This window comes from Ensifer sp. Root954, from assembly GCF_001429005.1.
Taxonomy (GTDB): Bacteria; Pseudomonadota; Alphaproteobacteria; order Rhizobiales; family Rhizobiaceae; genus Ensifer; species Ensifer adhaerens.
The window spans coordinates 195336-219406 of the sequence record NZ_LMJM01000022.1; the positions used below are offsets into that span (position 1 = coordinate 195336).

Consider the following 24071-nt stretch of genomic DNA (forward strand, 5'->3'; position numbering starts at 1 on the left):
GCTTGCCTAGCAGATGGCAGGCAATTCACGCTCGCAACCGAACGTGCTTCAGCTGCGCCTGTCTCAATCCTATTCGGAAACGATCTTCACCCTGTCGCCCGGCTTCACCGTCGAGCTGACCTGCATCGCATTGATCACCCGGAAGAGGTCGAGCTTACGATCGGTTCCCATCATGCGGGCCGACAACGTGGTGATCGTGTCGCCGGGCCGGACCGTCACCACCCGGATCCGCAGCGGCTTCAGCGACTGCGTCTCAGCGGCCGTCATGCGGCGGAACGTGCTGCGCAACTGGTTTGCGGTCGGCTCGAGTGCGCTCGACCCCTTGGGCACGGCGGTCAGGAAGCGGTAGATCCGCGTGTCGATGCGGATGACCGTCACGTCGAAATCCCAGCGGTCGGCGGAGGCGCGCGCGGTTGCCGCTTCCAGGCCGTTGACGCTGATCTGCCGGATCGTGTCGGGCTTCAGGCCGGTGACCCAGCCGCTGGCGATATAGTCCGTCAGGCTTCGGCCGCCCGTGTCGGCGACGCCATCGAAGCGCACGGCGATGTCGCCGGCGCCGGTCGCCAGAACCGCTTCGGCCTTGTTGTCGATCTGGAACCCGGCGGGCACGTCGAAGCGGATGCCGAGTTGGCCGTGCAGGAAGGTCTGGCCGCGCACGTAGCCCTCCTGCGGGCTGTCGCCATAGAGCAGGCCGTCGATGCCGGCGAGATAATAGTCGCGACCGCGGTCGCCGCTGGTGCCTTCCGGACCGAAGGCGCGGGCGTGCCGACGCGCGAGATCGACACGCTGCGGCGCGTTCGGGTGGCTCGACAGGAAGTCGAGGCTCTGGTCGGATTCCGGATCGACCGCCGTGAAGCGGCTATAGGCGGCCATCGAATCGAGGAAGCGCGCCGCTGCATAGGGGTCGTAGCCGGCTTCGCCGAGCATGCGCACGCCGATCACGTCGGCCTGAAGTTCCTGGTTGCGCGAGAAGGCCGCGAGCCGGAGCTTGCCGCGCGCGAGCGCCTGCTTGCCGGCGATATCGGAGGAGAGGACTTCGGAGACCACGCGGCTGGCGATCACTTCGGCTTCCTCGCGCTGCTGACGCTCGATGCCGTGGTTGGCGGTGACGTGCGCCATCTCGTGCGACAGCACGGCTGCGACCTCGGAGGCATCGTTGGCAAGCGCCAGCAGGCCGCGGGTGACATAGAGATAACCACCGGGCAGCGCGAAGGCGTTGATCGCCGGCGAGTTCAGGATGGTGATGCGGTAGGACTGCTGCGGATTCTCGGAGACCGCCGTCAGCGCGCCGGTGATGCGCGCGACCAGGCGCTCAGTCTTGGCGTCCTTGTACTCGCCGCCGTAGCTTGCGACGATGCGCGGATGTTCGCGCGCGCCCAGCTGCGCCCGCGGATCGTTCTTCTGAACTTCCTCGACGATCTGCGGATTGGAGGAGGGCGAAACGGTCGGCTGGTAGGTCTGCTCGATCACGGATTGGCATGCGGAAAGGAGCGTGGTCGCAAGCAATGCAACCACGGCGCGTCCACGCAGCCGTCCGCCCTTCGGCGGGAACCGGTCGTGTGTGACTGTATGCCTCTCCATGCCTCAGCCCGTTCCCATCCATCGCTCCGCCCGCATCCTGCGGACAAGTGGAACGACAGCGTTGAAAGTCCTACTTTTTCAGCCCGGCAGCGTTGCTCTGCCGCGACCTCTCAGTCCTGGTCTTGCTGTATCTGATTTCAGCGCCACCTGCCTAGTTTGTCTCGGTAGAAATAGTTGCCCCGTGGTATCACGGCAACGGATGCGGGAATATTCGCGCCCTTGCCGGATATTTCGCGCGTCGCATGGCGCCGCGGTCAAATTGTGGCAATCGGCCAAGGGCGTGGAGAATCCGATCCGTCCTTCAAGTATTGCCGAGAAAGCGGTCGATCGCCGCATTGTCCCGCCGCGCCAGGAAGCGGTCGAGGGTGTCGTTTGCGATGATACGCCCCTGGTCGAGAAAAAGCACGCCGTCGGCCAGGGCCTTCACGTCTTCGGGATGGTGTGTGATCACCAGGATCGTGTTGCCTTCCTCCTCGTGCAGTTCCCGCAGGAGCGTGCGCATGCCGGCGCGCATGCCGGGATCAAGCGCTGCGAAGGGCTCGTCGAGCAGCAGCACGGGGCGCTTTCGCACAAGCGCGCGGGCGAGGGCGACGCGCTGGCGCTCGCCGCCTGAAAGCGTCGGCGGCAGCCTTTTCCCGAAGCCTTCGAGCCCGACGCGGCGGAGCGCGTCTTCAATCTTCTCGCGGTCGGTTGCGCTCAGCCGAAGCGCCGGGTCGATGCCGAGGCCGATGTTGGTCGCGACGTCGAGATGGGCGAAAAGGTTGTTGTCCTGGAAGATCATCGAGACCGGCCGTTCCGACGGCGCCCGATCGGCAACGTTCTCGCCGAGAATGCGCACCTCGCCGCGATCGGGATCCTCGAACCCGGCAATGAGGTGGAGCAGCGTCGATTTGCCGGAACCCGAGGCACCGGCGACGGCGACGATGCCCCCCTTGGCGATGGTGCAATCGAAGGTGAGCTTGGCCGTTTCAAAACGGACCTCGACATCGCGCAACTCTATCGCGGGAACGGGATCGATCATGCTTTGCGTCCTTCCGGCCGGCTGTCATTGGCCGTGCCGAGGATGGTGAATATCAGGCAGAGAAGCCCGAGGAAAAGGGCGAGACCGGCGGCGTCGGCGGTGCGGTAGCTCCCCATACGGCTATAGAGCAGCCACGGCAGCGTCACCATGTCTTGGCTGCCGAAGAGAGCGACGGCGCCGAGGTCGCCGAGCGACAGCGCCATGGCGAAGGAAAGGGCCATCAATAGCGGCTTGCGCAGCGCCGGAAAGTCGATCCATCGCAGACGATCGAAACCACGAATGCCAAGGCTTGCCGTCAGCCGTTCGGACCGTGCCGCATGGGTCGCCATTGCCGGCGCGAGGATGCGGTGGACGAAGGGCAGCGCCATCAGCGCGTTGATCGCAACGACGATGGCAGGTGCAAAGCGCGCGACGTCACCGAAGGGACGCAAAAGCAGGAACCATCCGGCGCCGAGCACCACCGGCGGTACCAAGAGGATCAGCGAGGTGCTGGCACCGACGGCACCGGCAAAGCCGTGGGAGAGCGACGTCGCGTGACGCGGCGCGGTGGCGGTTGCCGCCGCCCGGATCATCACGGCTGCGATGGTGACGGAGGCGAGTGCCGAGGCGAGCGCGATTGCCGCACTCGTCAGCAGCGCCCGGTGCACCGCCGGATCGCGGGCGAGCTTCAGCAGATCGGCTTCGAGTCCGGAGATGAGAACCGCGACCAGCGGCGCGCCGAGAAACAGAAAGGCAAGCGTGATCCAGGTGCCATCACTCAGGCGCGCGATCCTTGACGCGCCATCGAAACGGCGCACGGTGCGGCCACCGGTCATGCCCTCTTCCGGCTCGGTCGCCAGATGACGAAGCAGGAGCAGCAGCAGGCCGGTCATGGCGATCTGCAGGGCTGACAGCGCGATCGCGCGCGGCGGATCGAAATCGAAACGCAGCGCCTGGTAGATCGCCACTTCGATTGTGCTGGCCGCAGGCCCGCCGCCGAGCGTCAGCACGAGGGTGAAGCTGGTGGCGCAGAGCATGAAGACGAGGCCGGCGGCACCCGGCAGGAGGCCGCGCAGGACGGGCCATTCGATGAAGCGAAAGAGTGCCCGTGACGGCATGCCGAGATTGGCGGCGCTGCGCCAGTATTCGGCGGGGATGCGCTCGAGCCCGGCCAGGAACAGGCGCGCCGCAAGCGGCATGTTGAAGAAGACGTGGGCAAGCAGGATGCCGAACAGGCCGTAAATGCTGACGGGCTGCGCGAGGCCGAGCCAGCGCAGGCCGGAATTGAGGAAACCCTGCCGCCCCCAGATCTCGATCAGCCCGAGTGCGCCAACCAGAACCGGCAGTCCGAGTGGCAGCGCCATCAAGCGCAGCAGCCAGATGCGGCCGGGGAACTGCGGCCGTCGCGCCAGCGCCCGGGCGACGGGGATGGCAAAGAGCACCGACAGCAACGTCGAGAGGGTCGCCTGCAGCAGCGTGAAGCGGGTGACGCGCCAGATGTAGGCGTCGAACAGCGCATCGTCGCTCGCGCCGCCCGTCTGGCTCAGCAAGGCGACGATCGCAAGACCGACGAAAAGTACGAAGACGCCGAGGCAGGCTGCCCCGGCGACCACTGTCATGCGATTTTCGCGCAGTGCGAACAATCCGGCCTCAGTTCTTGCTCATGGCGGCAAGCCATTCATCGATCCAGGCCTTGCGGTTCTTGGCGACTTCCTCCGAGGGCAGGAGGAAGGTGTTTTCCGGCTTGACCAGCTTGTCGAAGGCGTCCGGCAGCGGCTCCTTGGTCGCTGCGACCGGCATCATCCAGTTCGTCGTCGGGATGATCGACTGGAAGTCCGGACCGGTCATGAAGGCGAGGAACTGCTTTGCCAGTTCCGGCTCCTTGGCGTTCTTGGTCATGCCGGCGACTTCGATCTGGATGTAGTGCCCTTCGGAGAAGGCAGCGGCCTGGTAGCGCTCGGTGTTTTCCGCGACCATGTGGTAGGCCGGCGACGTGGTGTAGGACAGCACCATCGGCGCCTCGCCCTTTGTGAAGAGGCCATAGGCTTCCGACCAGCCGGGGGTGACGGTCAGAACGCGGTCCTTCAGCTTCGTCCAGGCGGCACCCGCCTCATCGCCATAGACGGCCTTGACCCAGAGCAGGAGGCCGAGGCCCGGCGTCGATGTACGCGGATCCTCGATGACGATCTTCTGCGACGGGTCGCCTTCTACCAGCTCCTTCAGGCTCTTCGGCGGCGTCTTCAGCGTCTCGGTGTCGTAGACGACGGCGAAGTGGCCGTAGTCATAGGGCAGGAACGTGTCGTCGGAGAAGTTGCCGGGAACGGTGACGCCGGTTGCCTCGACGCCGTGCGGCGCGAAGAAGCCCGTTGCCTTGGCTTCCGCAACGAGGTTGGTGTCGAGACCAAGCACGATGTCGGCCTTGGAGGCCTCGCCTTCGAGCTTCAGGCGGGTGAGCAGCTCGACGCCGTCGGCCACGCCGACATAGTTGACCTTGCATTCGCAGGTCTTCTCGAAGGCTTCTGCGACCTTGGCGCCCGGGCCCCATTCGGTGATGAAGCTCTCATAGGTGTACACCGTCAGCGTCTTGTCGGCGGCGGTCGCGGCGCCGGAGAAAACAAGGCTCGCGGCCGTCGCAAGGGCTAGCCGGCTAAAGAATTTAAGTTGCGATGAATTGCACATGGCGAGGACCTCTCTCCCAAAGTTCGTTGTTGCATGGGAAAAGGGCGTATCGATCCGATCGCGTCTAATCCCTCCGCCGGTATGAGCCGGATCAGGTTCCGCGGGTTGGCGTTTTGACGCCTCTCAGCCTCCGGCCGCAATGCGGTCGGGAGGCACCCCGTTAGAGCGGCAAGAGATTTACCGCTGCCTCGGTCCCATGGCAAGCGATGTTTACGGCGAAGCTAGGGGACGCCTGGCCAGCACAATGGCGCGTGTTTGCGTATGCCGCCAACTGCGCTACACAACGGCAGCGAGGAGGAAATGTCATGCCCGATATGCTTGTTCGACTTTATGCCCTGCCGGCTGAACCTCAGTCGAAGCTTGGCCTTGGCGTCAGCATTCGCCGCGCCATGGCGCCGGAGCGCCGCCTGGTTGTTTCCTGGATCGAAAGGACTTTCGGTGCCGGATGGGCGGGCGAGGCGGAAGCCGCCTTTTCCTCCACCCCGACGCGCATGCACGTCGCTGTCCATGACGAAAAGATCGTCGGCTTTTCCTGCCACGACGTAACGGCACTCGGCTTCTTCGGTCCGACCGGCGTCGACGAAAGCATGCGCGGGCAGGGGATCGGTGAGGCACTGTTGCTTGCAAGCCTCACGGCGATGCGCGAGGCCGGCTATGGCTACGCGATTATCGGCGGCGTCGGGCCGGCGAAGTTCTACGAGCGGGTGGCCGGCGCCGTCGAAATTCCGGATTCGACCCCCGGCATTTATGCCGGCATGCTTTTCCCCGATCCGGTGCCCGAGGGGCATTGATGGTCTGACCAAAATATCGAGAACCGCTCGTTCGACGGTTTTCTTCGTTTTCCTTCGGCGGTCCTTTGCGCTATGGGCTTTGCCATGGCTCGATCGACCTTCACCATTCTGCTTGGCGGCGCCCTTTCGCTGACCGACCGGCTGGCTCACCAGCTGACCGCAAGTCGCTTCATTGCGGCTGACGGCGGCATGCGCCATGCCCGATTGCTCGGCATCGTGCCGGATGTCTGGGTCGGTGATTTCGACTCGACCGAGGAAGCCCTTCTTGCGGACTACACCTCCGTCCCGCGCGAGCCCTATCCGGCGGCAAAGGCCGCGACGGACGGGGAGATCGCGGTCGAGGCGGCGTTGTCGCGTGGAGCCGATCGCCTGATTTTCGCCGGCGCCCTCGGCGGTACCCGCAGCGATCACGCCTTCATGCACCTGCTGCATGCCGTCGCCCTTGCCGAGCGTGGCCTTTCCGTGTTGATGACCTCGGGCGAGGAAGAGGCCTATCCGCTGCTGGCCGGCTCGCTCGACCTCGACCTACCCAAGGGCTGCCTCTTCTCGGTGCTCGGGTTGACCGAGCTTACCGGTCTTTCGATCGTCAATGCGCGCTATCCGCTCGACGATTTCACCTTGCCGTTCGGCTCGTCCCGAACCGTTTCCAACGTTGCGGAGGGTCCCCTTCGCTTCACTCTCCAGAGCGGTCGCGCCATTGTGCTCGCCCGCCCCTATGATCTTTCCGGAGCCTGAGCCTTGGCGCCTCCCATTCTGAAACTCGACGACATCTTCCTCACCTTCGGCGGCGCGCCGCTGCTAGCCGGCGCCAATTTTCAAGTCGAACCGGGTGACCGCATCTGTCTGGTCGGCCGCAACGGCTCGGGCAAGTCGACGCTGATGAAGATTGCCGCGGGTCTGGCCGAGGCGCAGTCGGGCGAAATCTTCCGCCATCCCTCCGCGACCATCCGCTATCTGCACCAGGCGCCGGATTTCGACGGCTACGACACCGTGCAGGCCTATGCCGAGGCAGGACTCGGCCCGAGTGACGATCCCTATCGCGTCGCCTATCTGCTGCAGCACCTGGGGTTGACCGGCGAGGAAGACCCGAAGCGCCTTTCGGGCGGCGAAGCGCGTCGCGCGGCGCTTGCCCGCGTCATGGCGCCGGAGCCGGATATCCTGCTGCTCGACGAGCCGACCAACCATCTCGACCTGCCGACGATCGAATGGCTGGAAGACGAACTGATCCGCAGCCGTTCGGCGCTCGTTCTGATCTCGCACGACCGGCGCTTCCTGGAAAAGGTCTCGACCGCGACCGTCTGGCTCGACCGTGGCCAGTCGCGGCGGCTCGACCGCGGCTTTGCCCATTTCGAGGCTTGGCGCGACGAGGTGCTGGAGGCCGAGGAGCTGGAGCAGCACAAGCTCGGCAAGGCGATCGAGCGCGAGGAACATTGGCTGCGCTACGGCGTGACCGCACGGCGCAAGCGCAACATGCGCCGCCTCGGTGAGCTGCAGACCATGCGGGCGACCTATCGCGGCCACAAGGGGCCGCAGGGAACGGTACAGGCGACGGCCGCCGACGCCAAGGAATCGGGCAAGCTGGTGATCGAGGCGGAGAAGGTCACCAAGGCCTATGGCGAGCGTACCATCGTCGCGCCGTTCTCGATCCGCGTGCATCGCGGCGACCGCATCGGTCTGGTCGGCCCGAACGGCGCCGGCAAGACGACGCTCCTGAAGATCCTGACCGGGCAGATCGAACCGGATACGGGCACGGTCAAGCTCGGCACCAATCTCGAAATCGCGACGCTTGACCAGAAGCGCGAAGACCTCAATCTCGACGACACGCTGGCGCACTACCTGACGGACGGGCGCGGCGACAACCTGCTGGTCAATGGCGAGCAGCGCCACGTCACCGGCTACATGAAGGACTTCCTGTTCCAGCCGGAGCAGGCGCGCACCCCGATCCGCGAGCTTTCGGGCGGCGAGCGCGCAAGGCTGATGCTGGCGCGCATCCTCGCGCGCGCAACCAATCTTCTGATCCTCGACGAGCCGACCAACGATCTCGACATCGAGACGCTCGACCTCCTGCAGGAGATCGTCGCCGGTTTTGCCGGAACTGTCATCCTCGTCAGCCACGACCGCGACTTCCTCGACCGCACCGTCACCTCGACGATTGCGCCGGCCAATCCGGAGGCGCCGGATGGACGCTGGATCGAGTATGCCGGCGGCTATTCCGACATGATGGCGCAGCGCAAGGGCGCGATCGAGGAGAAGCGCAAGGCCGAGAAGGCGGAAAAGGCCAAGGCCGAGGCGGCGGCCCCTGTCGCCGAAGCGCCGAAGGCTGCAAAGGGTAAGCTTTCCTACAAGCAGAAATTCGCGCTCGAAAACCTGCCTAAAGAGATTGCCAAGGCGGAAGCCGAGGCTGCCAAGCGCGAAGAAAAGATGGCGGACCCCAATCTTTTCACAAAAGATCCAAATGCTTTTGCGAAGCTGGCGCAGGAGCTGGAAAAGCTGCGTGCCGACCTCGCTCGCATGGAAGAGGAATGGCTGGAGCTCGAAATGCTGCGCGAGGAGCTTGAGGGCTGAGACACAACAAAGACGGTCCCGCGCGGGATTGCGAAGGTAATACGTTGAATCCTTGCGAGTTTTACCGTTAAACTGGCAAGGGAAAGATGGCCTTCCGCGTTGAACGTTTTCACAGGGTATGATAAGTAAAACTTATTATATCACCTGTGAACGATCATGATGCCCTTCAAGCTAGAATCCGAAACCATTGGAATGCTTCTGACCGATGTCTCGCGCCTCTTGCGCGGGGCCTTCGACCGCAAGGTCAATGCCATGGATCTGGGCATCACGCCTGGCGAGGCGCGCACGCTGATCCAGGTGGCGCTCACCGAGGGCATCAAACAGGCCGAAATCGCCACACGCATGGGCATTGAGCCGATGACGCTGTCGGCCTATCTCGACAGGCTGGAGGCGAACGGGCTCGTCGCCCGCGTTCCCGATCCGGCGGATCGCCGCGCCAAGAATGTCGTCATCACCGAAAAGGCCGGTCCGTTGTTCAACGAGCTGATGACCGGTCTTCGCGAAATGATGGATGCCTATACGGAAGGGCTGGACTCGGAAGCGCGCGCGCTTCTCTGTTCCAATCTGCGCATCCTGCGTGACAATTTGCGTCAACTCGATCCGTGCCTTGCCGGTAAGGAGACAGCGGAGAAGGCCGAAGTCCGGGTCGGAGCCGCGCAATGACGCGTCGCATGAGCGAGCGGCGCACAAGCATCATCGGTGCCTTCCTGGTGGCGCTCGGCCCCGTTTCCATGGCGCTGTATACGCCGGCGATGCCTGAACTGGTGCGCGCCTTCTCCTCCAGCGAAGCGGCGATCAAGATGACGCTGTCGCTCTATTTCGCCGGCTTCGCCTTTGCCCAGTTGGTGTCTGGCACGCTCTCCGATGTCATCGGTCGCCGCCGCGCGACGCTGATCTTCATGGCGATCTACCTCGTCGGTAGCCTGATGGCGGCCTTTGCGCCTTCCGTCGCGGTGCTTTTGGCCGGCCGCCTGGTGCAGGGCATCGGCGCCTCCGTCGGGATGACCGTGGCGCGGGCGATCGTGCGCGACCAGTTCACCGGGACTGAGGCCGCACGCATCATGAACATGATCGGCATGATGCTGGCCCTCGGACCCGCCGTGTCCCCGACGCTTGGCGGCCTGGCGCTCGGTCTCTTCGGGTGGCAGTCGATCTTCTTCCTGATGGTCGGCTTTGCCGCCATGGCCTGTCTCACCGTGCAGTTTTTCATGGCCGAGACCGCGACCCCGGATCCGGCCAAGGGCCACCTGAAGCCCATCCTTGCGGCCTATCGGCGGTTGGTGAGCGACAGCCGCTTCGTTTCCTCGACACTTGTGATCGGCGGAGCGGTCGGCGCACTTTATGCCTGGGCGACCATGCTGCCCTTCGTACTGATCAATGCGGTGGGGCTGACACCGACCGAGTTCGGCGTCGGCATGCTGATGCAGTCGGGCCTTTTCTTTTCGGGAACCGTGGTGGTGCGGCTGCTGATGCGGCGTTTCACGCCGCAGGCGCTGGTGCCGGCCGGCCTCGTCTTCATCGGTGCGGCCAGCCTCGCGCTTGCCTACACCATGCACATTCTGCAGCCGAGCTTCCTCTCGGTCATGCTGCCGATCGGGATTTATGCCTTCGGCATCGCCTTCGTCATGCCCTATATGATGACGGCGGCGATGGCGCCGTTTCCGGACATCGCTGGCACGGCGTCGGCAGTGATGGGTTTCGTACAGATGGGCTCGGGGCTGCTTGGTGGCGCGATCGCCGCTGCGGTCGGCGCTCCGGTGCTGGCGCTCGGCACGATCATTCCATGCTTCGGCCTCGTCTGCATCCTGAGCTATGTCTGGTATAGCCGCAATGTTCGCTCGCAGCCGCTCGCCGTGCCGGTCAAGGATCCGCTTTCGGAAGCGGCGGAGTAGAAATCTGGTGCGGCATCGGCATCGATACCGCTTCGGCCTGCATATGAAAAAGCCTCCGCGAACGGGTCGCGGAGGCTTCTTTTTTCAGAACGCGTCGTCTTAGCGGTTGCGCGCGGCCAGCGTGCGCAGGCGCAGCGCGTTGAGCTTGATGAAGCCGGCGGCATCCTTCTGGTCGTAGGCGCCCTGGTCGTCCTCGAAGGTGACGAGCTTGTCGGAGTAGAGCGACTTGTCGCTCTCACGGCCGATGACCATGACGTTGCCCTTGTAGAGCTTCAACGTCACTTCGCCTTCGACATGCTCCTGGCTCTTGTCGATTGCGGCCTGCAGCATCTCGCGCTCCGGTGAGAACCAGAAGCCGTAATAGATCAGCTCGGCGTAGCGCGGCATCAGCTCGTCCTTGAGGTGGGCGGCGCCGCGGTCGAGCGTGATGCTCTCGATTGCGCGGTGCGCGGAGAGCAGGATGGTGCCGCCGGGGGTCTCGTAGACGCCGCGCGACTTCATGCCGACGAAGCGGTTCTCGACGAGGTCGAGACGGCCGATGCCGTTGTCGCGGCCGTACTCGTTGAGCTTGGCAAGCAGGGTTGCCGGCGACAGGCGTACGCCGTTGATCGAGACGGCGTCACCGCGCTCGAAGCCGATCTTGATGACGGTGGCCTGGTCGGGAGCGGCTTCCGGCGAGATCGTGCGCATGTGCACGTACTCAGGGGCTTCCAGTGCCGGGTCTTCGAGAACCTTGCCCTCGGAGGAGGAGTGCAGCAGGTTGGCATCGACGGAGAACGGCGCTTCGCCCTTCTTGTCCTTGGCAACCGGGATCTGGTGCTTCTCGGCGAATTCGAGCAGGTCGGTGCGGCTCTTGAACGACCAGTCGCGCCACGGCGCGATGATCTTGATGTCCGGGTTCAGCGCATAGGCGGAAAGCTCGAAGCGAACCTGGTCGTTGCCCTTGCCGGTCGCGCCATGGGCGATCGCGTCGGCGCCGGTCTTCTTGGCGATATCGATCAGGTGCTTGGAGATCAGCGGGCGGGCGATCGAGGTGCCGAGCAGGTAGACGCCTTCATAGACGGCGTTGGCGCGGAACATCGGGAAGACGAAATCCTTGACGAATTCCTCGCGGACGTCCTCGATGTAGATCTCCTTGATGCCGAGCATTTCGGCCTTCTTGCGGGCCGGCTCGAGCTCTTCGCCCTGGCCGAGGTCGGCGGTGAAGGTGACGACTTCCGCGCCGAGTTCGGTCTGCAGCCACTTCAGGATGATCGAGGTGTCGAGACCGCCCGAATAGGCGAGAACGACCTTTTTCACGTCTTTATGCGATGCCATGGTTTCCGTCCGTCTGGTCTTGGGGAGGGCGGCGATGCCGCGTGCAAATCTGCGGCACTTTAGCCAGAACCTGCGGCGATACAAGCGCTAGAACGCTTGACGATGCGAATCCGCTGGCAAAAGCGCAGGCGCAGGATTACTCGAGGCGACCCCCGTGCCGAGGAAACGACCATGGACTTCATCCCCAGCCTGCCGACCCTCCTGACCTTTGCGGCTGCGACGCTGCTTCTGGCGGCCACACCCGGTCCCGACATGACGCTTTCGATCAGCCGGGCGCTCGCCCAGGGCAAGAAGGCCGCGCTCTTCGTCGTGCTCGGCACCAGCTTCGGCATCGTCGTGCATACGCTGCTCGTCGCGTTCGGCATCTCGGCGCTGATCACCGCCTCGCCAACCGCATTCACCATCCTCAAGACCGGCGGTGCCGCCTACCTGCTCTGGCTTGCGGTGCAGGCGATGCGCTTCGGCTCCAGCATTTCGGTGCAGAAGGTCGAGCCGACGGAAGGCAAGGCGCTTGCCAACATCTCGGCCGGCTTCTGGGTGAACCTGTTGAACCCCAAGGTCATCATCTTCTTCATGACTTTCCTGCCGCAGTTCGTCAGCGCCGGTGATCCCTCGGTCACCGGCAAGCTTCTGTTCCTCGGCCTGTTCTTCATCACCATCGGCATGCCGGTGAACATGCTGGTCGTCTTCACCGCCGACTGGCTTGCCTCCTGGCTGCAGCGCAACAAGGGCGTGATGCGGGCACTTGATTTCAGCTTCGCCGGCGTCTTCTCGGTGTTTGCGGTGAAGATCTTCATGACGACGGCTCGGTAAACAAAAACAAAAAGCCCGGACATCTTGGATGCCCGGGCCTTGTTGTGAATTAGTCTTCTGTACTCAGCCGATCAGCAGCGCATCGTCGTCGAGCGTCTGGCCGCGGATGCGGCGGAACATGGCGATCAGGTCCTCGACCTGCAGTTCCTTGCGGCTGTCGCCGGCGACGTCGAGAACGATCTCGCCGCCGTGGAGCATGATGGTGCGGTGGCCGTAGTCGAGTGCCTGGCGCATCGAATGGGTGACCATCATCGTCGTCAGCTTGCGCTCGGAGACGATCTTCTGCGTCAGGTTCATCACGAACTCGGCCATGCCAGGGTCGAGGGCTGCCGTATGCTCGTCGAGCAGCAGCACTTCGGAGCCTGCGAGCGTCGCCATGACCAGCGAGACCGCCTGGCGTTGGCCACCGGACAGAAGGTCCATGCGGTCGCCCATGCGGTTTTCAAGGCCGAGGTTGAGCTCGGCGATGCGTTCGCGGAAATGTTCGCGGCGCTTCGGGCCGAGGGCTGCGGTGAGGCCGCGGGCTTCGCCACGCTTGGCGGCGAGTGCCAGGTTTTCCTCGATCGAGAGCGCGCCGCAGCTGCCGGTCAGCGGATCCTGGAAGACGCGAGCGACGAGGCCCGCGCGCGCAGCGGTACCCTTGCGGCTGACGTCTGTCTTGCCGATCGTCACCTGGCCGGCACTCGGCAGCACGTCGCCGGCGAGCACGCCGAGCAACGTCGACTTGCCGGCGCCGTTGGAGCCGATGACGGTGACGAAGGAGCCTTGCTCGATCGTCAGGCTGACGCCGTTCAGCGCCTGCTTCTGCAGCGGCGTGCCCTTGCCGAAGATGACCTCGATGTTGTTGACGCTGATCATGCCGCACCTCCACGACGCAGACGGGGAAGGACGAGGGCGAAGGTGACGAGTGCCGCGGTCACGAAGTTGAGGTCGGAGGCCTGCAGCCCGAGCATGTCGGTCGACAGCGCCAGCTGGATCGCTATGCGGTAGAGGATCGAGCCGAGCACGCAGCCGATCAGCGCAATCAGGATGCCGCGGGCACCGAGCAGCGTCTCGCCGATGATGACCGCCGCGAGCCCGACGACGATGGTGCCGACACCCGAGGTGACGTCGGCAAAGCCGTTGGTCTGGGCGAACAGAGCGCCACCGAAGGCGACGAGCGCGTTGGAGATCGCCATGCCGAGATAGATCTGACGGTTGGTGTCGACGCCCTGTGCGCGGGCCATGCGGGCATTGGCGCCAGTGGCGCGCATCGCAAGGCCGGCATCGCTCTCAAGGAAGCGCCAGACGATGATGACGGCGACGACCACGAGCACTCCGATAAACAGCGGCCGGACGTAGAAATCGCGCAAGCCGAGGCCGTAGAAGGGTGACAGCATCGTGTCGGCGTTGATCAGCGCGACGTTCGGCTTGCCCATGACGCGCAGGTTGACCGAGAACAGCGCGATCATCGTCAGGATCGAGGCGAGCAGGTTGAGGATCTTGAAGCGCACGTTGAGCATCGCCGTGACGATGCCGGCTGCGGCACCCGCGACCATCGCCACGCAGGCGGCAAGCCACGGATTGACGCCGGCGATGATCAGCACTGCGGTGACGGCGGCGCCCAGCGGAAACGATCCGTCGACCGTGAGGTCGGGAAAATCGAGAACCCGGAATGCGAGAAAGACGCCGAGGGCAACGAAGGCATAGACCAGCCCCAGCTCCACGGCTCCCCAGAAAGCAATTAGACTCAACCCCAGACCCTCTTTTCTACCTGTCGCGCCTGATTGTGCTTATGAGCGCGACGCTCCCGCTTGGCACATGGGGCGCACGGCCGGGCGCATGTGCGGCTTAGAAACTTGGAGCGGCCTCCGGTATTCCGGGCCCCTCATAGCGAACCGCCCCCGTATGGAACGGAGGCGGGCAAAACGCAACAAACTTGAACCTGAAAAGGCCGAAAGCCTTATTCAACGACGCGGGTTGCGCGCTTTACGACACTTTCCGGAAGGGTGACGCCCATTTTCTCGGCGGCCTTCTTGTTGATCACCAGGTCGGAACCGGCGGCAACCTTGACGCCGATATCACCCGGGTTTTCGCCCTTGAGGATGCGAACGACGATTTCGCCAGTCTGCTTGCCGACGTCGTAGTAGTTGAAGCCGAGGGCTGCGAGCGAGCCGCGGGCAACCGAGTCCGTGTCGGCGGTGAAGAGCGGCAGCTTGGCTTCTTCGGCGACGGCGACGGCACCTTCAAGCGCGGAGATGATCGTATTGTCGGTGGGCACGTAAATCGCATCGGCGCGGCCGACGAGGGCACGGGCAGCACCCTGGACTTCAGCCGATTTGGTCGCGGCGGACTCGACGACGGTCAGGCCGGCCTTTTCGGCCTCGGTCTTCAGCACCGCGAGCAGCGAAACGGAGTTGGCTTCGCCGGAATTGTAGAGGTAGCCGATCGACTTGGCGTTCGGCAGGATTTCCTTGATCAGGGCGACGTGTTCGGCAACCGGCGACATGTCGGAGAGGCCGGTGACGTTACCGCCGGGCTTGTCCATGTCCTTGACCAGCTGGGCGCCGATCGGGTCGGAAACGGCGGTGAAGACGACCGGGATATCGCGGGTCGAGGAGACGACCGCCTGGGCCGACGGCGTCGAGATCGGAACGATCACGTTCGGCGCTTCGCCTGCGAACTGGCGGGCGATCTGCGCGGCGGTCGCCGGGTTGCCCTGGGCTGACTCGTAGATGAATTTGAGGTTCTCGCCTTCCTTGTAGCCGGCGGCGGTCAGCGCGTCCTTCACGCCGTCGCGTGCCGCGTCGAGTGCCGGATGCTCGACGATCGCGGTTACGGCGACGGTCACCTCATCGGCACGGGCGGGCAGGGTGAATGCCACCGTGGCGGCAAGGGCGATGAGAAGTGAGCGCATGGGTTGTCCTCCAATTGATGTCCCGCTTTCTTAGGAAACCGATGACATGAAATCAATCGATAGGAACTGCATCACCCATCAAAGTTCTTCATCGATGGGTGAGGGGCGAGGAACGAAGGACCCGAGGAGGCGCTTCGTCTCAATCTTCGCCGTGATTGGCGATCATCATCGCTTCGAAGGCGAGGCGGTCGACCTTGCGCATGCGCTCGGATTCCGACTTCAGCTGGCCGCAGGCGGCAAGGATGTCGCGGCCGCGTGGTGTGCGGATCGGCGAGGCGTAGCCGGCCTGGTTGATGAAGTCGGCAAACTTCTCGATGTGCTCCCAGTCGGAACACTGGTAGTTGGTGCCCGGCCAGGGGTTGAAGGGGATGAGGTTGATCTTCGCGGGCACACCCTTCAGGAGCTTCACCAACTGCTTGGCGTCTTCGAGGCTGTCGTTGACGTCCTTCAGCATCACGTATTCGAAGGTGATGCGGCGGGCGTTGGAAAGGCCGGGATAGGCGCGGCAGGCGTCCATCAGTTCCTTCAGCGGGTACTTCTTGTTGATCGGCACCAGCATGTCGCGCAGGTCGTCGCGCACGGCATGCAGCGAGATCGCCAGCATGACGCCGATCTCTTCGCCGGTGCGATAGATTTCCGGCACGATGCCTGAGGTCGACAGCGTGATGCGGCGCTTGGACAGCGACAGGCCTTCGCCGTCAGAGGCGATCAGAAGGGCGGTCTTGACCTGCTCGAAATTATAGAGCGGCTCGCCCATGCCCATCATCACGATGTTGGTGATCTTGCGGCCTTCGGCCGGCACGATCGCGCCCTGCGGGGTGTCGCGCTCCGGGAAGTCGCCGAGCCGGTCGCGGGCAAGCAGCAGCTGCGCGAGGATTTCCTCGGCCGTCAGGTTGCGCACCAGCTTCTGGGTGCCGGTGTGACAGAAGGAGCAGGTGAGCGTGCAGCCGACCTGGCTCGAAATGCAGAGCGTGCCGCGGCCTTCCTCGGGAATGTAGACGGTCTCGATCTCGACCGGTCGTCCGGCGCCGCGCGCCGGGAAGCGCAACAGCCACTTGCGGGTGCCGTCGCCGGAAATCTGTTCCTCGACGATCTCCGGGCGCGCAATGGTGAAATGCTGCTTCAGCATCTCGCGCATGTCCTTGGACACGTTCGTCATGTGATCGAAGTCGGAGACGCCGCGCACGTAGAGCCAGTGCCAGAGCTGGCTGACGCGCATCTTGACCTGGCGTTCCGGCACGCCCTTTTCGACCAGTGCCTTGGCCATGTCCTCGCGCAGAAGTCCGATCAGCGACGGCTTTTCCGCCTCTACGGCTGCGCGCACCTGCGGCGCCTTGGCGATTTCCACCCGGTTCAGAATTTCAGTGGCTGCCATGCTCATGATGTCCTGTCATGCGGCGAGAGGCCGTCCGGAGAGCGGGTCCGGAAATCGTCCTGATGCGCGAATTGAAATCGGTCGAGCCATCGAAAGCGGCCTATCGGGGCGCGGAGGCTCTCAAGTTGGCCGCCCTTTAGCATTGTTTTGGCCGGGAGTCACGAGGCGGGCCCCTTGAACGCAAAAGGCCGGCTTTGCAGCCGGCCCCTACGCGTGACTTTCGGTCTCGCGATTACTTGCAGGCTTCGATCTGCTTCAGCGCAGCGGAGATGCCCGAGAGCGAGTAGGAGTAGGAGGTCGCGGTACCCTTGCGCGACTTGGCGTTGACCGACATGGCCTTGCCGTTCTTCATGGCGGCAACCAGTGCCGGCTCTTCGGCAGCATTTTCGACCCAGGCCGAATTGCCCTTGGTGAACATCACGAAGGTGCGGCCGTCGATGACGACGTTGACCTTGGAGTTTTCCTGCAGAGCATAGCCCATCATTGCCTGAGGCTCGTAGCTGATGTTCTGGCCGGGGCGCTGGGAAACGAGGAAGAAGATGTCGCCATGGTCGACGCCGGCCGGGCTCTTTTCCTTCGGAACCGAAAGGACGTAGCAGACCTTGCCGCCGCCGGCATTGTAGGAATAGGCGCCCCATGCGTTGAACTGCTGGATGCGCGTCGGAGACTGGGCGGCAGCCATGCTGGCGGTGGCCAGAACGAGTGCGATTGCGGTTGCGATCTTTCTTACAAACATGAGGTCCTGCCGCTTTTCTTGCTTTTCGATCACCCGAAACAGGTCAGACGGGCGACGCGTAGTCATGATTTGATTTGTTTTGACTTAATTCAGGTTACCAAACCGTCAACGGTGGCCGAAAACCGCGGCTTTAGCCCCGAAATGGAGCGGTTAGCCCCATCGCACAGTGCCTTTCGACCGCCGATTCGCGCCTTCGCCGAACCGGGCTCGATCGAGGATGCGCGTTGCCTCGGAATGCCCGTTCCAGAAGGTTTCCTGCCCCAAGCCATTGCATGGCGTCAGCCGCACCAAAGCGCGCGACCAGCGTCACTTGCAGATCTATGCCACAAAGAATTAGGCAAGAGTTTGACTTTCGGGCGGGAATGCGGCGCCACAACCGGACAGGCGGCGTCCGGCGTCAGCTCTCCGGCGTATCGGCCAGCGTATCGTCGGCCTTGGTATAGTGCGTTTCCTTGATCTGCCCGCTGATGGCAGCAAAGGCCGCGGTCAAGACGGCAACGTCATCGGAGAAGCCGACGACGGCCAGCACGTCGGGGATGATATCGATCGGCAGCACGAAATAGGCGAGGGCTGCAAGCAGGATGCCGCGGGTGCGTGTCGGGGTCTTCGGATCGATGGCGCAGTAATAGGCGGCAACCAGGTCGCGGCTGAATGGGATCTGGCGGGCAGCTCGGCGAAAGGTCGGCCAGAAGCGGCGCTTCACGCGCTTTTCCCGCCGCTCCTGCTCGGATTCTTCGCCAGGCAAGAGAATTTCACCAATCTTGATGTCGTCCATCGTCCCGCTTCCGCTATATTCTCGGGCGCCAGGCGTTCTCGTGAACGCGCGGCGCTCCGGCGCTTTCAATATGGGAATTCCGCGTCCTATTTCAAATGATCGGGCATGCGGCCTGCCGCAGCCTTGTCCATGCGCGCCGCCAGCTTGAAGTCGAGTTCGCTCAATCCGCCGGCGTCATGGGTCGTCAGCGTCACGTCGACGCGATTGTAGACGTTGAACCATTCCGGGTGATGGTTGAGCTTCTCGGCGACGATCGCGCATTCGGTCATGAAGCCGAAGGCCTCGACGAAGTTCTTGAAGCGGAACGCCTTCCAGATCGAGTTGCCGTCTTCGGCCCGCACCCAACCTTCCATCTTGTGAAGGTTGTCGGCAATCGTCGCTTCGTCCAGTCTCTCCGCTGCCATCGCTTGTGTCCTCCCATGCGCCTGTTCGAAGCCCGAGCTGTCGCGTATAAGCGTCAACTGTCTCCAGCCTTCGAATCTGAATAGCATGAAACCGGTCAGAGTTCTTTTCGTTTGTCTCGGCAACATCTGCCGGTCGCCGCTTGCCGAGGGCGTGTTGCGCGCATTGGCGAAGCAAAAGGGATTGGCTGTAGCGCTGGAGATCGATTCGGCCGGAACCGGCGCCTGGCATATCGGCGATCCGCCAGACCGGCGATCGATAGAGACGGCGCGGCGGCACGGCATCGATATTTCTACACTGTGCGGACGCCAGGTGGCGGCGGCAGATTTCAGTGATTTCGACCTCATCCTCGGCATGGACGAGAACAATGTCCGCACGCTGAAAAGGCTCGCGCCGGATGGCACGGCGCAGAAGGTGCATCTCTTTCTCGATTATGCGTCAGGCGACCTGCGGGACGTGCCGGATCCCTATTACGAAGGGCGGGAAGCCTTCGAGGCGCTTTACCAAATGCTGGAGGCCGGATGTTCGTCGTTGCTCGAAAGGCTCGGCGAACGCACCTCGTGAAGCGGGAAAACCTCTTCCGTCAGGTACGGTCCGCCGCCGACTGAATCGCGCGACGAGAGCAGCACGAAGCGGGAGACCGTGAACAGCGAGGTCATGAAGTTGCCGCGCCCCGAGAGGTACTCGACCACGTCTTCGACACGGCTGGAGCGCAGCCGCGCCAGCGTCACGTGCGGGGTGAACTTGCGCGGGTCCGGCCCCAGTCCGAGCCTTTGGCAGATGCGCTCGATTTCGGCCTGCAGCGCATACATTTCCGGATGGTTGGTAACGCCGGCCCAGACCGAGTGGGGCTTCTTCGAGCCGAAGGCGCCGGTGCCGTTCAGTTGCAGTTGGAATTCAGGACGTTCGATGCGATCGAGCTTGTCGATAATCTCGTCGGCGGTGCGCCAGTCGACGTCACCGATGAAGCGCAGGGTGATGTGGTAGTTCTCCACATCGATCCAGCGAGCTCCGGGAAGACCTCCGCGCAGCAATGAAAGACTCATTGCAGCATTGCGCGGAATTTCGAGGGCGGTGAATAGTCTCGGCATGGCGAGCTCCCCGAATCTCTTGCAGATGTCTTAGCGAATCACGCATCGCATCTGCACGCAACTGGTATTTGACGCTTCAGAATATTAACGTTGCCTTAACTGTGGACGATGTCATCACTCCGTCTTGTTCAGCGTTGCCAGAAACCGCTCGACGACGGGCAGGGCCTTCTCGACCATGACGCCGACGCCGTCGCCATTGGGATGCATGCCGTCTTCGAGCTTGAGCTTGGCCTCCGTCACCACGCCGTCGAGAAAGAACGGATAGAGTTCCAGCCCATATTTTTTGGCGAGTTCCGGATAGATCGGGTTGAAGCGGGCGGCGTAGTCGGCGCCCATGTTCGGCGGCGCCATCATGCCGGCGAGCAGCACGGCGATGCCGCGGTCCTTCAGCCGGGTGATCATCGCCTCGATGTTCTTGCGGGTCTCTTCAGGCGCGATGCCGCGCAACGCGTCGTTGGCGCCAAGCTCGAGGATCACGCCCTTGGTACCATCCGGCACCGACCAGTCGATGCGGGCAAGACCGCCGGAACTCGTGTCGCCGGAAACGCCGGCGTTCGCGATCGTCACGTCGAAGCCCTTTTCCTTCAGCGCCTTTTCGAGCCGGGCCGGGAAGGCGTCCTCCGGCGGGAGCTGATAACCCGCCATCAGGCTGTCGCCGAACCCGATGAGGCTGATCGTCTCGGCGCGTGCCGTCCATGATAACGCAAATGTCATCATCAGTGCCAAGAAAACCCGTTGAAATCCTTTTAATGCCATGGGCCTTTTCCTAAATCCCGAATGCCGTTTCTGTTCCCCACTTCGTTTCATATAGGGTTGTTTCGCTTGGCCAGCACCATCATCGAACTTAAAAACGCGGATCTGACGCTGGGCGAGGCGGCCGCCTCGGTGCATGTGCTGAAAGGCATGAGCCTGACGATCAATGCCGGAGAATCGGTCGGCATCGTCGGCCCGTCCGGTTCAGGCAAGTCGACTTTGCTGATGGTGCTTGCCGGGCTCGAGCGGCTGGATCGCGGCGAGATCGTCATCGACGGCACGCCGCTGCACCGGCTCGACGAGGACCGGGTGGCGGACTTTCGCGGGCGCAACATCGGCATCGTCTTCCAGTCCTTCCACCTCATTCCCAACATGACGGCACTCGAAAACGTCGCCGTGCCGCTCGAACTGGCCAATGTGTCGGGCGCCTTCGAGATCGCGCGCAAGGAGCTTGTCGCCGTCGGCCTCGGCGAGCGGCTCAGCCATTATCCCGGCCAGCTCTCGGGCGGTGAGCAGCAGCGCGTTGCGATCGCCCGGGCGCTTGCGCCCTCGCCGAAGCTTCTGATCGCCGACGAACCAACCGGCAACCTCGACGCTGAAACCGGACGGCAGATCGCCGATCTGCTTTTCGCCGAACAGCGTGACCGCGGCATGACACTCGTGCTCGTGACCCATGACGCCGCCCTTGCCGACCGCTGCGCGCGGCAGGTGCGGGTGCGCTCGGGCGAGATCGTTGCCGGCGGCGCCGCGGACCCCGTGGCCGTGGCGTCGGTCCAGCAGGCGGCCTCGGCATGATCGGCGCGCCTTCGGTACGGCTGCGGCCGCTGCTTGCCCTGCGGCTGGCGCTGCGTGAAATGCGCGGCGGGCTCAAGGGCTTCTACATCTTCCTCGCCTGCATTGCGCTGGGTACGGCGGCGATTGCCGGCGTCAACTCGCTGTCGCAGTCGATCACAGCGACGATCGCATCGCAGGGTCAGGAACTGCTCGCCGGCGATATTCGCTTCGAGCTTAACAATCGTGTCGCAACGACCGAAGAGCGCGCCTATCTCGATGGTCTTGGGACCGTTGCGGTTTCCGCTGGCCTGAGATCTATGGCGCGGCTGCCCGACGGTTCCAATCAAGCCCTGGTGGAACTGAAGGCCGTCGATGCGGCCTATCCGCTCTATGGCGCGCTGGAAAGCCAACCCGACAGGCCGCTGCACGACCTCATCGCACGCGACGGCGATGTCTTCGGTGCGGTCGTGGCGCCTCTGCTGCTCGACCGCCTGGACGTTAAGGTCGGAGACGAAATCCTTCTCGGCAACGCCCGTGTCCGGATCGCCGGCACGATCACGCGCGAGCCGGATGCGCTTTCCGACGGCTTCGGCTTCGCGCCCCGCCTGATGGTCTCGGACGAAGCCCTGGCGGCGACGGGACTGGTGCAGACCGGAAGCCTCGTCGAGCACACATACAAGGTGAAGCTCGCCGATCCGGCAGGGGTCGCGGCCGTTCGCACCGAGGCGGAGAAAAGCCAGCCGGCTGCCGGCTGGTCGATCCGCACCAGCGGCAACGCAGCACCGGCGCTGACGGCCAACATCACGCGTTTCTCGCAGTTCCTGACGCTTGTCGGCCTGACGGCACTGATCGTCGGCGGCGTCGGCGTCGCCAATGCGGTGCGCGCCTATCTCGATGCCAAGCGCAGCGTGATCGCGACCTTCAAATGCCTGGGCGCGCCCGCTGCGTTGGTGGCGATGATCTATCTCGCACAGATCCTGATGATCGCCTTGATCGGCATCGTCATCGGGCTCGTGCTCGGGGCTCTGATCCCCTTTGTCGCGGCGCAGTTCCTGGCCGACCTGCTGCCGATTTCGACCGCATTCCATCTCTATCCGGGCGCGCTCGGGCTTGCCGCCCTGTTCGGCGTGCTGACGGCGCTGACCTTCGCCATCCTGCCGCTCGGACGGGCGCGCGCCATTCCTGCGACCGCACTCTTCCGCCAGCAGGGTTTCGACCCCTCGGGTTTTCCGGCCTGGCCCTATCTGCTCGGCGCCGTCGCGTGTCTTGCCGCGCTCGCCGGCTTGGCGATCTTTACGGCTTACGACCGCTATATTTCGCTCGTCTTCCTCGGCGCGATTGCCTTCGCCTTCATCGTGCTCAGGGCCGTTGCGCTCGCGATCGCCTGGCTCGCGCGCCGCAGCCCGCGGGTCAATTCGCCGGCTCTCAGACTGGCGATCGGCAACATTCATCGTCCGGGTGCGCTGACCTCCTCGGTGGTGCTGTCGCTTGGGCTCGGTCTGGCGCTTCTGGTGACGCTGGCGCTGATCGACGGCAATCTGCGCCGCGAACTCACCGGAAGCATGGCGGAGCGAGCGCCGAATTTCTTCTTCGTCGATATCCAGGGCAGCGAGATTGAAGGTTTCCGCTCGGTGCTGAACCAGGCGATCCCGAAGGGCAAGGTCATCGAGGTGCCGATGCTGCGCGGCCGCATCACCGCCTTCAACGGTGAGGACGTGAACAGCCGCAACGTGCCGCCTGCGGGCCAATGGGTGCTGCGCGGCGACCGCGGTATCACCTACGCCAAAAACAAGCCGGAGAATTCGACGCTGTCCGAAGGCGCCTGGTGGCCGGCCGACTACAGCGGCGAACCCCTGGTTTCCTTCTCGTCCGAGGAGGCCGGCGAACTCGGCCTGAAGATCGGCGATACGGTCACCGTCAATGTGCTCGGCCGCAACATCACCGCCAAGATTGCCAACTTCCGCAATGTCGAGTGGGAATCGCTGTCGATCAACTTCGTCATGGTGTTCTCGCCGAACACCTTTGCCGGCGCGCCGCATGCCTGGCTGGCGACTGTGATCGATCCGTCGGCGACGCCGGAAGAGGAGGCGGCGGTCCTGAAGGCCGTCACCAATGCCTATCCGACGATCACCAGCGTACGGGTGAAGGACGCTCTCGACATTGTGAATGGGCTACTCGGTCAGCTGGCAACGGCTATCCGGGCGGCCGCGGCCGTGGCGCTCGTCGCCTCCGTGCTGGTGCTGGCCGGCGCGCTTGCGGCCGGCAACCGGGCGCGCGTCCATGATGCGGTGGTCCTGAAGACGCTGGGGGCAACGCGGGTGACGCTGATCAAGGCGTTCAGCTACGAATACGCGATCCTCGGTCTTGCAACCGCAGTTTTTGCGCTGTTTGCCGGCGGTATCGCCGCCTGGTTCGTCGTCAACCGCATCATGACGCTGCCGTCGAGCTTCCTGCCCGACGTGGCGATCGTGACGGTTGTGGCAGCGCTGGTGATGACGGTCGGCATCGGACTTGCCGGTACATGGCGCATTCTCGGGCAGAAGGCGGCGCCGGTCCTGCGCGAACTTTGACCGGGCCGAGTTAACCGTAAATCCCTATTGCGCCGGTCTGAATCGGTCCGGTGCAACGGAA

At 63.7% G+C, this 24071-nt stretch carries 23 protein-coding genes and 1 riboswitch; of the genes, 9 read left to right on the forward strand and 14 right to left on the reverse strand.

The window, feature by feature from the left end:
• Positions 1–69: 69 nt before the first annotated feature.
• The 4 genes from ASE71_RS12925 to thiB all read right to left on the reverse strand — a co-directional run bounded on the left by ASE71_RS12925 (position 70) and on the right by thiB (position 5260).
• Entirely contained in the window at positions 70–1581 is a 1512-nt protein-coding gene (locus tag ASE71_RS12925; protein WP_034802887.1) for a M48 family metalloprotease, read from the reverse strand.
• A gap of 301 nt (positions 1582–1882) precedes the next feature.
• Entirely contained in the window at positions 1883–2602 is a 720-nt protein-coding gene (gene thiQ / locus ASE71_RS12930) for a thiamine ABC transporter ATP-binding protein (RefSeq protein WP_060521472.1), read from the reverse strand.
• Positions 2599–4224, reverse strand: coding sequence for a thiamine/thiamine pyrophosphate ABC transporter permease ThiP (gene thiP, locus ASE71_RS12935; RefSeq protein ID WP_274533451.1), 1626 nt, complete (start codon positions 4222–4224; stop codon positions 2599–2601). The genes thiQ and thiP overlap by 4 nt, the downstream gene beginning before the upstream one ends.
• Before the next feature lie 7 nt (positions 4225–4231).
• On the reverse strand, positions 4232–5260 hold the full coding sequence (gene thiB / locus ASE71_RS12940) for a thiamine ABC transporter substrate binding subunit (protein WP_060521471.1): 1029 nt from the start codon (positions 5258–5260) through the stop codon (positions 4232–4234).
• 51 nt (positions 5261–5311) lie between these two features.
• Positions 5312–5430: riboswitch (TPP riboswitch) on the reverse strand.
• 135 nt (positions 5431–5565) lie between these two features.
• On the opposite strand from thiB, the gene ASE71_RS12945 reads away from it, so the two are divergent.
• The 5 genes from ASE71_RS12945 (at position 5566) to ASE71_RS12965 (ending at position 10508) form a co-directional block, all read left to right on the forward strand.
• Entirely contained in the window at positions 5566–6051 is a 486-nt protein-coding gene (locus tag ASE71_RS12945) for a GNAT family N-acetyltransferase (RefSeq protein WP_060521470.1), read from the forward strand.
• Between the two features lie 84 nt (positions 6052–6135).
• A complete protein-coding gene (locus tag ASE71_RS12950) occupies positions 6136–6786 on the forward strand; it encodes a thiamine diphosphokinase (protein WP_060521577.1) in 651 nt (216 codons plus the stop codon).
• Between the two features lie 3 nt (positions 6787–6789).
• Positions 6790–8616 (forward strand): ABC-F family ATP-binding cassette domain-containing protein, encoded by a 1827-nt coding sequence (locus tag ASE71_RS12955; RefSeq protein ID WP_060521469.1) that lies wholly within the window; start codon positions 6790–6792, stop codon positions 8614–8616.
• A 159-nt stretch (positions 8617–8775) separates the two neighbouring features.
• Positions 8776–9279: a MarR family winged helix-turn-helix transcriptional regulator gene (locus ASE71_RS12960; protein WP_034803154.1), complete on the forward strand. Its 504-nt coding sequence runs from the start codon at positions 8776–8778 to the stop codon at positions 9277–9279.
• Positions 9276–10508 (forward strand): multidrug effflux MFS transporter, encoded by a 1233-nt coding sequence (locus ASE71_RS12965; RefSeq protein ID WP_060521468.1) that lies wholly within the window; start codon positions 9276–9278, stop codon positions 10506–10508. The genes ASE71_RS12960 and ASE71_RS12965 overlap by 4 nt, the downstream gene beginning before the upstream one ends.
• Before the next feature lie 99 nt (positions 10509–10607).
• On the opposite strand, the gene ASE71_RS12970 is transcribed toward ASE71_RS12965, so the two are convergent.
• Positions 10608–11825 (reverse strand): argininosuccinate synthase, encoded by a 1218-nt coding sequence (locus ASE71_RS12970; protein WP_034802869.1) that lies wholly within the window; start codon positions 11823–11825, stop codon positions 10608–10610.
• 171 nt (positions 11826–11996) lie between these two features.
• Between ASE71_RS12970 and ASE71_RS12975 the strand changes: the two genes are divergently transcribed.
• Entirely contained in the window at positions 11997–12638 is a 642-nt protein-coding gene (locus ASE71_RS12975; RefSeq protein ID WP_060521467.1) for a LysE family translocator, read from the forward strand.
• Between the two features lie 63 nt (positions 12639–12701).
• Here the strand turns inward: ASE71_RS12975 and ASE71_RS12980 are convergent, their stop codons facing one another.
• From ASE71_RS12980 to ASE71_RS13010, 7 genes are all read right to left on the reverse strand, one after another.
• The gene (locus ASE71_RS12980) at positions 12702–13496 is read right to left on the reverse strand and encodes an ABC transporter ATP-binding protein (protein WP_034802864.1); all 795 of its coding nucleotides are present in this window, start codon (positions 13494–13496) and stop codon (positions 12702–12704) included.
• Entirely contained in the window at positions 13493–14371 is an 879-nt protein-coding gene (locus ASE71_RS12985; RefSeq protein ID WP_043622284.1) for an ABC transporter permease, read from the reverse strand. The genes ASE71_RS12980 and ASE71_RS12985 overlap by 4 nt, the downstream gene beginning before the upstream one ends.
• Positions 14372–14580: 209 nt before the next feature.
• On the reverse strand, positions 14581–15534 hold the full coding sequence (locus tag ASE71_RS12990; RefSeq protein WP_060521466.1) for an ABC transporter substrate-binding protein: 954 nt from the start codon (positions 15532–15534) through the stop codon (positions 14581–14583).
• 139 nt (positions 15535–15673) lie between these two features.
• Positions 15674–16909: a 23S rRNA (adenine(2503)-C(2))-methyltransferase RlmN gene (gene rlmN / locus ASE71_RS12995; protein WP_034803143.1), complete on the reverse strand. Its 1236-nt coding sequence runs from the start codon at positions 16907–16909 to the stop codon at positions 15674–15676.
• Between the two features lie 232 nt (positions 16910–17141).
• On the reverse strand, positions 17142–17645 hold the full coding sequence (locus ASE71_RS13000) for an invasion associated locus B family protein (protein WP_034803141.1): 504 nt from the start codon (positions 17643–17645) through the stop codon (positions 17142–17144).
• 397 nt (positions 17646–18042) lie between these two features.
• Positions 18043–18420 carry a YkvA family protein gene (locus ASE71_RS13005; protein WP_060521465.1) on the reverse strand — a complete coding sequence of 126 codons (378 nt, stop codon included), beginning with the start codon at positions 18418–18420 and terminating at the stop codon, positions 18043–18045.
• An 86-nt stretch (positions 18421–18506) separates the two neighbouring features.
• On the reverse strand, positions 18507–18824 hold the full coding sequence (locus ASE71_RS13010) for a 4a-hydroxytetrahydrobiopterin dehydratase (protein ID WP_034802855.1): 318 nt from the start codon (positions 18822–18824) through the stop codon (positions 18507–18509).
• Between the two features lie 85 nt (positions 18825–18909).
• On the opposite strand from ASE71_RS13010, the gene ASE71_RS13015 reads away from it, so the two are divergent.
• Complete coding sequence (locus ASE71_RS13015; protein ID WP_060521464.1) at positions 18910–19386, forward strand: low molecular weight protein-tyrosine-phosphatase; 477 nt, start codon at positions 18910–18912, stop codon at positions 19384–19386.
• On the opposite strand, the gene thpR is transcribed toward ASE71_RS13015, so the two are convergent.
• Complete coding sequence (gene thpR / locus ASE71_RS13020) at positions 19323–19913, reverse strand: RNA 2',3'-cyclic phosphodiesterase (RefSeq protein WP_060521463.1); 591 nt, start codon at positions 19911–19913, stop codon at positions 19323–19325. The two genes, ASE71_RS13015 and thpR, sit on opposite strands and share 64 nt — an antisense overlap.
• Before the next feature lie 114 nt (positions 19914–20027).
• The gene (locus tag ASE71_RS13025) at positions 20028–20669 is read right to left on the reverse strand and encodes an arylesterase (protein WP_060521462.1); all 642 of its coding nucleotides are present in this window, start codon (positions 20667–20669) and stop codon (positions 20028–20030) included.
• A gap of 66 nt (positions 20670–20735) precedes the next feature.
• Here ASE71_RS13025 and ASE71_RS13030 point away from each other — a divergent pair, with 66 nt between their 5' ends.
• Positions 20736–21461, forward strand: coding sequence for an ABC transporter ATP-binding protein (locus ASE71_RS13030; protein WP_060521576.1), 726 nt, complete (start codon positions 20736–20738; stop codon positions 21459–21461).
• Complete coding sequence (locus ASE71_RS13035) at positions 21458–24010, forward strand: ABC transporter permease (RefSeq protein ID WP_060521461.1); 2553 nt, start codon at positions 21458–21460, stop codon at positions 24008–24010. The genes ASE71_RS13030 and ASE71_RS13035 overlap by 4 nt, the downstream gene beginning before the upstream one ends.
• The last annotated feature ends 61 nt before the right edge of the window (positions 24011–24071 follow it).

Bases quoted from the DNA above. Each gene is read 5' to 3' on its own strand.
- ASE71_RS12925 (WP_034802887.1), bottom strand. From the start codon at position 1,581: ATGGAGAGGCATACAGTCACACACGACCGGTTCCCGCCGAAGGGCGGA.
- thiQ (WP_060521472.1), bottom strand. From the start codon at position 2,602: ATGATCGATCCCGTTCCCGCGATAGAGTTGCGCGATGTCGAGGTCCGT.
- thiB (WP_060521471.1), bottom strand. From the start codon at position 5,260: ATGTGCAATTCATCGCAACTTAAATTCTTTAGCCGGCTAGCCCTTGCG.
- ASE71_RS12945 (WP_060521470.1), top strand. From the start codon at position 5,566: ATGCCCGATATGCTTGTTCGACTTTATGCCCTGCCGGCTGAACCTCAG.
- ASE71_RS12950 (WP_060521577.1), top strand. From the start codon at position 6,136: ATGGCTCGATCGACCTTCACCATTCTGCTTGGCGGCGCCCTTTCGCTG.
- ASE71_RS12960 (WP_034803154.1), top strand. From the start codon at position 8,776: ATGCCCTTCAAGCTAGAATCCGAAACCATTGGAATGCTTCTGACCGAT.
- ASE71_RS12965 (WP_060521468.1), top strand. From the start codon at position 9,276: ATGACGCGTCGCATGAGCGAGCGGCGCACAAGCATCATCGGTGCCTTC.
- ASE71_RS12970 (WP_034802869.1), bottom strand. From the start codon at position 11,825: ATGGCATCGCATAAAGACGTGAAAAAGGTCGTTCTCGCCTATTCGGGC.
- ASE71_RS12975 (WP_060521467.1), top strand. From the start codon at position 11,997: ATGGACTTCATCCCCAGCCTGCCGACCCTCCTGACCTTTGCGGCTGCG.
- ASE71_RS12980 (WP_034802864.1), bottom strand. From the start codon at position 13,496: ATGATCAGCGTCAACAACATCGAGGTCATCTTCGGCAAGGGCACGCCG.
- ASE71_RS12990 (WP_060521466.1), bottom strand. From the start codon at position 15,534: ATGCGCTCACTTCTCATCGCCCTTGCCGCCACGGTGGCATTCACCCTG.
- rlmN (WP_034803143.1), bottom strand. From the start codon at position 16,909: ATGGCAGCCACTGAAATTCTGAACCGGGTGGAAATCGCCAAGGCGCCG.
- ASE71_RS13000 (WP_034803141.1), bottom strand. From the start codon at position 17,645: ATGTTTGTAAGAAAGATCGCAACCGCAATCGCACTCGTTCTGGCCACC.
- ASE71_RS13005 (WP_060521465.1), bottom strand. From the start codon at position 18,420: ATGGACGACATCAAGATTGGTGAAATTCTCTTGCCTGGCGAAGAATCC.
- ASE71_RS13010 (WP_034802855.1), bottom strand. From the start codon at position 18,824: ATGGCAGCGGAGAGACTGGACGAAGCGACGATTGCCGACAACCTTCAC.
- ASE71_RS13015 (WP_060521464.1), top strand. From the start codon at position 18,910: ATGAAACCGGTCAGAGTTCTTTTCGTTTGTCTCGGCAACATCTGCCGG.
- thpR (WP_060521463.1), bottom strand. From the start codon at position 19,913: ATGCCGAGACTATTCACCGCCCTCGAAATTCCGCGCAATGCTGCAATG.
- ASE71_RS13025 (WP_060521462.1), bottom strand. From the start codon at position 20,669: ATGGCATTAAAAGGATTTCAACGGGTTTTCTTGGCACTGATGATGACA.
- ASE71_RS13035 (WP_060521461.1), top strand. From the start codon at position 21,458: ATGATCGGCGCGCCTTCGGTACGGCTGCGGCCGCTGCTTGCCCTGCGG.